Genomic DNA, 8,781 nt, shown 5'->3' on the forward strand with positions numbered 1-8,781 from the left:
TCTTGTTTAGTTGAAGAAAATCATATTTAGTGGTATGATGTAAATGGAGACTTTTACATATTTTTATATATGTAAGATGAATTTAATTATAGAGTAGAGGAGAGTTGGATGACTTTTAATAAAAATAGAAAAAATTTCAAAAAAATTATAATTTTATCTGTATTTTCAATGATTTTGTCTAGTGGATCTCTTTTCCAGGTCAGTGCTGACCAGGTGGATTCTCCTAGTATAGAATATATAAATACTAGTCAATATACTAGTACAGAAGCCAGTGATTCAAGGATAAATTCTAGTAGCAGTGAGGTAGAGAATATTAGCGTAAGACCGTTTGAATTTGCGGCTACTCAGATAAGGTCCTATTCAAAGAGGGATGGGGAAAATGTTAGTAAGTTTGACCCTAGAGAGCATGGCTATATGACTGGTGTTAGAGACCAGGAGAGTCTAGGTATATGCTGGACTTTTGCAGGTAATGCCAGCCTAGAGACCTTCTTGAAGTTAAAGGGCTATGGGGACTTTGACCTGTCTGAAGAACACATGAGGTGGTGGGCCAAGGATAGTGTATATGGGTGGAATATAGGTGATACCAAGGGTTCTACCAATGAAACATCTATAGGATACTTCACATCTTGGTTGGGTCCCAAGCTAGAAAAAGACATTCCCTACAATGGTAGGCTTACCAGAGAAAATGGGGCCAAGAAGCCTGCTAATTATGATTCTGCCAGCAAGATACCATACAATGTAACTGGTGTCATAAATGTAGCTGCTGATAGGACTTCTGTAAAGAATGCCATATCCAAGTATGGGGCAGTTATGTCAGGCTACTACGACAATAAAAAGTACCTAAGTGGTGATTCAAATTCATATTATTTAAATGAAAAATTAGGTCAGAACCATGCTATCACAATAGTTGGTTGGGATGATGATTATCCTGTAGAGAAATTTGATGGGGCAGCCAAGCCATCATCAAAGGGTGCCTGGTTGGTCAAGAATAGCTGGGGCAAGTACAATTCTGAGCAGGGCTATATGTGGATATCATATGAAGATAGAAATATATTGTCATATACGGATAATTATTCAATAGCAGAGGTCAGGCCAGACCAAGGTCAGAAGTTATACCAGCATGAATACTCTATGACGGCTTCACTGGCAGACAACACTCTGACTACAGCCAATGTATTTGATTTTGGCAAGCATGAAGCCCTACAGGGTGTTATGTTTGCATCTGATAGTATAGGTGCCAAGTATGAGATCTACCTAATACCAATAAATGGAAATGAGGCTATAAACTACAAGAATAGGATCTTCCTAAAGTCTGGAACAGTGCCTTATTCAGGCTATATAACTGAGGATATCAGCAATTTCCCACTAGCAACAGGCAAGGGAGCTATAGTTGTCAGGATAGATAACAGGGCCAACAAGAGGAAGTCCAAGATAGCTATGGAGATGAATGTCAAGGGCTATGATATGTTCAAGGCCAAGGCAAATATAGGTCAGTCATATGTCTTGAGAGGGGGAAATTTTATAGACCTCAACAAGATGTCTGGATACGCACCTGCCAACCTAGTAATAAAGGGTATTACAAAATCCTACCAGGGTGGTAAGTCACTGGCTGGTGTCAACAGGTATGATACAGCTGTCAGGGTTTCAAGTGACGGTTGGAAAGAATCAGAAACTGCATTTTTAGTAAATGGTAAGGCTATAGCAGATGCATTGACAGCTACACCATTGGCAAGGCTAAAGTCAGCCCCTATTTTACTTACTGAAAAGGACAAATTAAACGACCTTACTGGCAAGGAAATAGATAGGCTGAAGGCAAAAAATATAATTATAATAGGTGGTAAGGACTCTATATCAAAAGACCTAGAGGACAAGATAGTAGCTTCTGGCAAGAAGGTTGAGAGAATATCAGGAAATGATAGGAAGGATACAAGCAAGAAGATAGCTGAAGAGGTCTTGAAAATAAAGAAGGTAGACACTATTTCCCTAGTAAATGGCTACAAGGGACTAGCAGACGCTATCAGTTTCTCACCTGTTGCAGGAGAGAGGACTATCCCTATAATATTGACAGACAACAAGGGCTTGTACTCTATACCAGATGAGCTAAAGGATTCATCAAAGGTGACTAAGTCATACATAATAGGTGGTGTGGAGTCAGTTCCAAGGAGTGTGGCATCTACCCTAATTTCACCAGAGAGGGTCAGTGGCATCAATAGAAGTGATACAAATGCCCAGATAATAGAAAAATTCTACCCATCAGACAAGCTGGACTATGTATTTGTATCAAAGAACGGTCAGAAAAATCCAGATGAGCTGATAGATGGTTTGGCAGTTGGCGCATATGCAGCCAAGGTGTCATCACCAATCGTTCTAGCAAATGGAAGATTGTCAGAAAAACAGGTCAAGGCCCTAGAAACAAAGAAAATAGCCAATATTACACAGGTAGGTCAGGGTCCTAATAGTATGGCAGTGACTGAATTATTGATCATGCAGGCTGGTAGTCATGCAGGTATGGATATAAACGGTGTAAACAAGGCCGATGACAAGATGAATGTTGGCGTTCAGGCTGATACCAAGCTGACTGAAAATATCCAGCTAGACAGCAATAAAATTGACAGTCTACAGGTTGATAGCAAGAAGGTAGAAACAGTCAACCCAAATAACACCAATAAATAAACAAAGATAAAAAGTATGTGTTGGAGGTGCTCTAATGAAAATATACAATACAATGACTAGAAAGAAAGAGGAATTTATACCTCTAGAAGAGGGCAAGGTAAAGATGTATGTCTGCGGACCTACTGTATACAACTTTATCCACCTAGGAAACGCAAGACCATTTACAGTATTTGATACCCTAAGAAGGTACTTTGAATATAGGGGCTATGAGGTTACCTACATACAGAACTTCACAGATGTAGACGACAAGATAATCAAGAGGAGTCACGAAGAGGGAATATCTCCAGAGAAAGTGGCTGAAAAATATATCAAGGAATACTTTGTAGACTGTGATGGTCTAGGTATCAAGAGGGCTACAGTCCACCCACAGGTAACTGACAATATCAACTATATCATCGACTTTGTCCAGGACCTAATAGACAAGGGTTATGCCTATGAGGCAGGTGGAGATGTCCTATTTAGAACTAGAAAATTTGACGAATACGGAAAATTGTCCCACCAGAATATAGAAGAATTAGAACTAGGTGCCAGGATAGATGTAGATGATAAGAAGGAAGATCCACTAGATTTCGTTCTTTGGAAGGCTAAAAAAGAAGGAGAGCCAGGTTGGAAATCACCATGGGGTGAAGGTAGACCGGGTTGGCATATAGAGTGTTCAGTAATGTCTAACAGGTATTTGGGTAATACAATAGATATACACGCAGGTGGTCAGGACCTACAGTTCCCTCACCACGAAAATGAAATAGCCCAGAGTGAGTGTAGAAATGGCCATGAATTTGCAAGGTATTGGATGCACAATGGCTATATAAATGTAGATGGAGAAAAGATGTCCAAGTCTCTAGGTAATTTCTTTACAGTAAGGGACATATCAAAGCAGTATGACCTAGGCTTGGTAAGGTTCTTCCTATTGGCAACACAGTATAGAAATCCAGTGAACTTCTCAGATACAGTCCTAGAACAGGCCAAGGCAGGTCTAGAGAGGTTGACAAATGCTAGGGATAATGCAGAATTTATCCTAGGAAATCTAGCCGACTCTAAGCTAAGTGATGAAGAAAAGGACCTAGCAGCTAGCCTTGTTAGATATAGGGAAAGATTTATAGAGGCCATGGATGACGACCTAAATACAGCAGACGCCATCAGCGTTATATTCGAGCTTGCCAAGTTTATGAATACTAATGTATCAGACAAGTCATCAAAGGAATTTGTCCAGATGAATCTTGACATGTTCAATGAACTAACAGGCGTTTTAAATATAGCCAAGAAGGCTACAGACGTAGATGATAAGCTAAGTCAGAAGGTTGAAGAAATGATAGCCAAGAGGGCCCAGGCTAAGAAGGACAAGGACTTTGCTTTAGCTGACCAGATAAGAGATGAGCTAACAGCAATGGGAATAGCTATAGAAGATACTAGACAGGGTGTAAAATGGAAGAGAATGTAGACCTAAGGCTTAAGTTGAGCCAGGATGAGTTGGTGAGAATATCCCCTCTTACCCTGGCCTACCTAGGTGATACAGTATATGAATCCTATATAAGAGAGTACCTAATTAAAAAAAATATCTTTTTTAAGATTAATAATTTACACAAATTGGCTATAAGATATGTGAAGGCAGGTTCCCAGGCAAGGGCCATCAAAGGAATAGAAGACCTGCTGGCTCCAGATGAATTAAGTGTATTTAAGAGGGCTAGAAACCACAAAAAAGCAACTAGTGCAAAAAATGCCAGCATGATTGACTACAAGCATTCTACTGGTTTTGAGGCACTTGTAGGTTATCTCTACCTAAAGGGAGACAAGGACAGGCTAGACTATATTATAGCCCAGTCTATAAGGGTAATAGAGTCAGAACCAGGTCCGGCTCACAAGTTTAGGTAAAATATTAAAATTAGTCAAGATATGTGGGTAGATTTATAAGTATAAAAATATAAAAAATAAGAAGATCAATAACAATCATAACAATCATAACAACGATAATAATAACAAGGTGGTGAACTGTTTGGCAATAATAGAGGGTAGAAATCCCATAATAGAGGCCCTAAAAAATAATAGGCCTATAGAAAAAATAATGGTAAATAAGGCTTCAAAGGAAGGTTCTATCAAGAAAATTCTTGCAATGGCCAGGGATAATAAGGTCATAATACAAGAAGTAGATAGGCACAAGTTGGATGAAATGTCAGAGAGTCATGCCCACCAAGGGGTAATAGCTATAACTAGTGATTATAGGTATTACGACCTAGACGAAATATTGGAAATACCAAAGGAGAGAGGGGAAGATCCCTTCTTCATAATACTAGACGGTATTACAGACCCACACAATTTAGGCTCAATTATTAGGACGGCTGATGCTGTTGGAGCCCATGCCATAATAATACCAAAGAGGAGGAGTGTCCAGATAACTCCTATAGTTGCCAAGGCTTCTGCAGGTGCTGTAGAATATGTGCCTGTTTGCAAGGTGACAAATATCGTCAACACTATCAAGACCTTAAAGGAGAATGGTCTATGGATTGCAGCTGTAGATATGGATGGACAGACCTTCTATCAGCAAAATTTAGCTGGACCACTTGGTTTGGTAGTTGGTAGTGAAGGAGAGGGCATATCTAGACTGGTAAAGCAGAACTGTGACTTCACAGTTAGCATGCCTATGTCCGGTAATGTCACATCCCTAAATGCTTCCGTAGCAGGTGGCATATTATTGTACGAGGTATATAGGCAGAGAAATGCAAGCAAGTAAATATATAAGCAAGACCTTTTTGGTAGTTGACGGATACAATATAATAAATGCCTGGCCCAGGCTGAAAAAGACTTCAGATGATGACCTAGAGCTTGCTAGGGATATGTTGGTAGAAATTATACATGAGTACTCAAAGATAAAAGGCTACGAGGCCTATGTGGTCTTTGATGCCTATAATGTAAAGAGTACTGAGGAAAAATACGAGGACCACCATGGTGTGACCGTCGTATATACCAAGGAAAATCAAACAGCAGATACCTATATAGAAAAGTTTATATCAGGTATGTCCAAGTATGACCAGGTATATGTGGCTACGAGTGACTATGCAGAGCAACAGATAGTCTTGGGCAAGGGATGCTCCAGGGTGCCTGCCAGGGAACTGATTGAAGAATTAAATAGGTACAAGGACTCTTTGAGAAAGACCAGCAAGTCCAAGTCCAACAAGTTTAATTCTATGAACAGGTTAGAAAATAAGATTGACAGCGACATATATGAAAAGTTGGAAAAGATAAGGCGTAAGAAAATATAGATAAAAGGGTGGTTTAGAATGCTAGAAGTGAGTAAACAAGAACAATTGAATAGCAATTTGGAAGCTAAAGACGAAATTGAAATTATCAATATGGCAAAGCTTGGCGACTCACAGGCTATAGAGCACATAATCGACAAGTATAGTGTCCTAGTAAAGGCCAAGGCTAAAACATATTTTTTGGTGGGGGCCGACAAGGAAGATATAATTCAGGAGGGACTAATAGGTTTATACAAGGCTATTAGGGACTATGACCAGGGTCATACCTGCTCATTTAAGCACTTTGCAGATATATGTATTACTAGGCAGATAATAACAGCTATAAAGACTGCGACTAGACAAAAACATATACCTCTAAATTCTTATATATCTCTGAATAAGCCTATATTTGAAGATGAATCTGAGAGAAGCCTCTTCGATATGATTACTAGTAATTTTGAGTCTGATCCGGAGAAGATGACTATACTCAAGGAAGAATATGAGTATATGGAGCAGAAGATGGCAGAAGTTTTGAGTCCATTTGAAGAACAGGTATTGGGTCAGTATTTGGAAGGTAAGAGCTATAAGGAAATATCTGTAGAGTTGAAGAAGGATTCTAAATCTATAGATAATGCTATACAGAGGATTAAAAAGAAGATAGAGAAGTTTATAGAAAGTAATGAGCTCCCGGCTTTACCCTAGGAGCTCTTTTTTTTCTCTCACCAACGCTAAATATTATACAACCTAACAAATAAATCAACAGTAAACATACAGTTACCTGTATCAATATTCATATACCCATTACTTTTTTCTACTTGCTCACGTACGTTTTCAAGCCCAATTCCATGGTAGGCTTTTTCTTCCTTTCTGCTAACAAATCCTTTATTGTCTTTTATTACTAGACCATCAAATGTATTTACTATTTTTATAAGCAAATTACTATCTTTATATGATATAAAGACTTTTATATATCTATTATCTTTAATTGATTTTACTCCTTCAATAGCATTATCCAGCAAATTCCCTAAAATGGTTATAACTTCAAACTCAGGAAGTTTAATTCCTTCTGGTATTTTTACATCATATTTTAAATCTATACCTTGATTTTTTATTTCTTCAAATTTTACATTTAATATACCATCAATTAGGTAGTTACCAGTATTTATGTATACTTTTTCACCCTCTATTTTTCCTAGAATATCATTTGTATAAGTAATAATATCTTTACTCATATTATTTTCAGCCATATTTTTTATAGCATACATATGATTTTTCATATCATGCTTTATTTTTCTTGTATTATTAATATGATTTCTATCAGCTTCTATTTGCTTTTTATAATATTCGCTTTGTTTAATAAGAATTTTTTGTCTAGCATTTTCTGTCATTACATTTACTATTTTATTAAAAATATATATTAGTATAATACAAATAATAAAAATTAAAACCATGTTAATAAAAATAAACTTATAATTATTACGATCAACAACTAAAAGCATATTTATAGTGACCACCATAGATATTACTGCTGTTAAGGCTATTGGCAATGAGAATATTAATGGTATGTTTTTTTCAATTCTTATTTTATAAAAATTAATAACTATTAATACAAATAAGTATCTTATCATATTTACAATAAATACCACATATATATCAAAAAAATTATTTTTTTGGAGTATATTTTCATTAACTACATTTATAAATATCATAGATAATAATACATCTGATATCAATAAGAAGAAAATAATCAAAATTGTAACAAGAGCTTTTCTTTTAAAGGTATCATCATATATCAAGCTCAACAATAACAATATAAATATGAAATTTGCTACAATTGTTAATAATGGTATATTAAATTTTAAATATACTGCAACTACAGCAATATTAAAGATAGCATATAAAATTTTTTCATAAACAGAATTAATTTTTTTATTAGTAAAGAATACATTTATTATCTTATATACAGTCAAAGTATAGATAACTTCTAATAACATAAAAATACAATCATAACTTGTAAGCATTATTACCCCCTCCGATATGCCATATATTTTCGCATTGTTTCGTCTACATACTTTCTGCCAATATTTATTATAAGTCCATTTTTTAACTCTATTTTGCTAGCAGATATCTTAACAATGAACTTAAGATTTACAATATATGATTTATGAGGGTTAACAAAATTTCTGGTAATAAATTTTTCTTTTTCATCTCCAATTTTTCCATTAAATACATCGTACATTTCTCCATTTTTAATTATTTTTATGTGACGTCCCTCTGATTCAAGATACATTATTTCGTCATAAGGTATTGAACATATCGTCTTATTTTTCTTATATTTATAGACTTCGTCTTTCTTTCCTGTTATTTTTATAAACTTTTTTATGATAGAGTTCAATTTATCAATATCTATAGGCTTTTCTAAGAAATCAAAAGGATTTGTTTTAAATAACTGTCTATCGTAAGAGTCCTTAGAGGAAAAATATACTATTTCTGTTTTGTAATTTTCTAGGGTATCCCTTATATATTCACCTACACTTATACCGTTCATTTTTACAAGCTCTATATCTAAAAATAAAAGATCGACTTCCTCTTTTTTTATAAATTCAATAAGATCTTCACCCGTATAGAACTTTTTAATTTCTATTTCTATATCATTTATAAACTCATACTTCAATATATATTTTTCTAGCTCTAAGCAAAATCTTTTTTCATCATCACAAATTGCTATTCTTATCATTTGTTGTTTGTCATCCTCCAATATAACTTTGTATAAGACTAACCTTATTATATACTTTTTAAATACCAATTACAAACATATGAAAATGACAGTGTCAAGTTTTTATGGACTTTTTTATTACAACTAACTCCCTAAAATATT

At 35.4% G+C, this 8,781-nt stretch carries 8 protein-coding genes; 6 read left to right on the forward strand and 2 right to left on the reverse strand.

From position 1 onward, the window contains the following. Positions 1–108 precede the first annotated feature (108 nt). From HMPREF1639_RS04140 to sigH, 6 genes are all read left to right on the forward strand, one after another. Entirely contained in the window at positions 109–2,673 is a 2,565-nt protein-coding gene (locus tag HMPREF1639_RS04140; protein ID WP_036763603.1) for a cell wall-binding repeat-containing protein, read from the forward strand. 34 nt (positions 2,674–2,707) lie between these two features. Then, positions 2,708–4,111 (forward strand): cysteine--tRNA ligase, encoded by a 1,404-nt coding sequence (gene cysS, locus HMPREF1639_RS04145; RefSeq protein ID WP_036763605.1) that lies wholly within the window; start codon positions 2,708–2,710, stop codon positions 4,109–4,111. Continuing rightward, positions 4,096–4,542, forward strand: a complete 447-nt coding sequence (locus HMPREF1639_RS04150) for a Mini-ribonuclease 3 (protein ID WP_036763607.1) — start codon at positions 4,096–4,098, stop codon at positions 4,540–4,542. The genes cysS and HMPREF1639_RS04150 overlap by 16 nt, the downstream gene beginning before the upstream one ends. Positions 4,543–4,663: 121 nt before the next feature. After that, positions 4,664–5,398: a 23S rRNA (guanosine(2251)-2'-O)-methyltransferase RlmB gene (gene rlmB / locus HMPREF1639_RS04155; protein ID WP_036763610.1), complete on the forward strand. Its 735-nt coding sequence runs from the start codon at positions 4,664–4,666 to the stop codon at positions 5,396–5,398. Beyond that, positions 5,385–5,927 (forward strand): NYN domain-containing protein, encoded by a 543-nt coding sequence (locus tag HMPREF1639_RS04160; RefSeq protein ID WP_036763612.1) that lies wholly within the window; start codon positions 5,385–5,387, stop codon positions 5,925–5,927. The genes rlmB and HMPREF1639_RS04160 overlap by 14 nt, the downstream gene beginning before the upstream one ends. Positions 5,928–5,945: 18 nt before the next feature. Beyond that, on the forward strand, positions 5,946–6,605 hold the full coding sequence (sigH, locus tag HMPREF1639_RS04165; protein ID WP_052045415.1) for an RNA polymerase sporulation sigma factor SigH: 660 nt from the start codon (positions 5,946–5,948) through the stop codon (positions 6,603–6,605). Positions 6,606–6,631: 26 nt separating this feature from the next. On the opposite strand, the gene HMPREF1639_RS04170 is transcribed toward sigH, so the two are convergent. After that, positions 6,632–7,924 carry a sensor histidine kinase gene (locus HMPREF1639_RS04170; protein ID WP_036763615.1) on the reverse strand — a complete coding sequence of 431 codons (1,293 nt, stop codon included), beginning with the start codon at positions 7,922–7,924 and terminating at the stop codon, positions 6,632–6,634. A 2-nt stretch (positions 7,925–7,926) separates the two neighbouring features. Then, positions 7,927–8,709, reverse strand: coding sequence for a LytR/AlgR family response regulator transcription factor (locus HMPREF1639_RS04175; protein ID WP_198021057.1), 783 nt, complete (start codon positions 8,707–8,709; stop codon positions 7,927–7,929). Positions 8,710–8,781 lie beyond the last annotated feature (72 nt).

The organism is Peptostreptococcus sp. MV1 (genome assembly GCF_000758885.1).
Lineage (GTDB): Bacteria > Bacillota > Clostridia > Peptostreptococcales > Peptostreptococcaceae > Peptostreptococcus.

Bases quoted from the DNA above. Each gene is read 5' to 3' on its own strand.
- sigH (WP_052045415.1), top strand. From the start codon at position 5,946: ATGCTAGAAGTGAGTAAACAAGAACAATTGAATAGCAATTTGGAAGCT.
- HMPREF1639_RS04170 (WP_036763615.1), bottom strand. From the start codon at position 7,924: ATGCTTACAAGTTATGATTGTATTTTTATGTTATTAGAAGTTATCTAT.
- cysS (WP_036763605.1), top strand. From the start codon at position 2,708: ATGAAAATATACAATACAATGACTAGAAAGAAAGAGGAATTTATACCT.
- HMPREF1639_RS04160 (WP_036763612.1), top strand. From the start codon at position 5,385: ATGCAAGCAAGTAAATATATAAGCAAGACCTTTTTGGTAGTTGACGGA.
- HMPREF1639_RS04140 (WP_036763603.1), top strand. From the start codon at position 109: ATGACTTTTAATAAAAATAGAAAAAATTTCAAAAAAATTATAATTTTA.
- HMPREF1639_RS04150 (WP_036763607.1), top strand. From the start codon at position 4,096: ATGGAAGAGAATGTAGACCTAAGGCTTAAGTTGAGCCAGGATGAGTTG.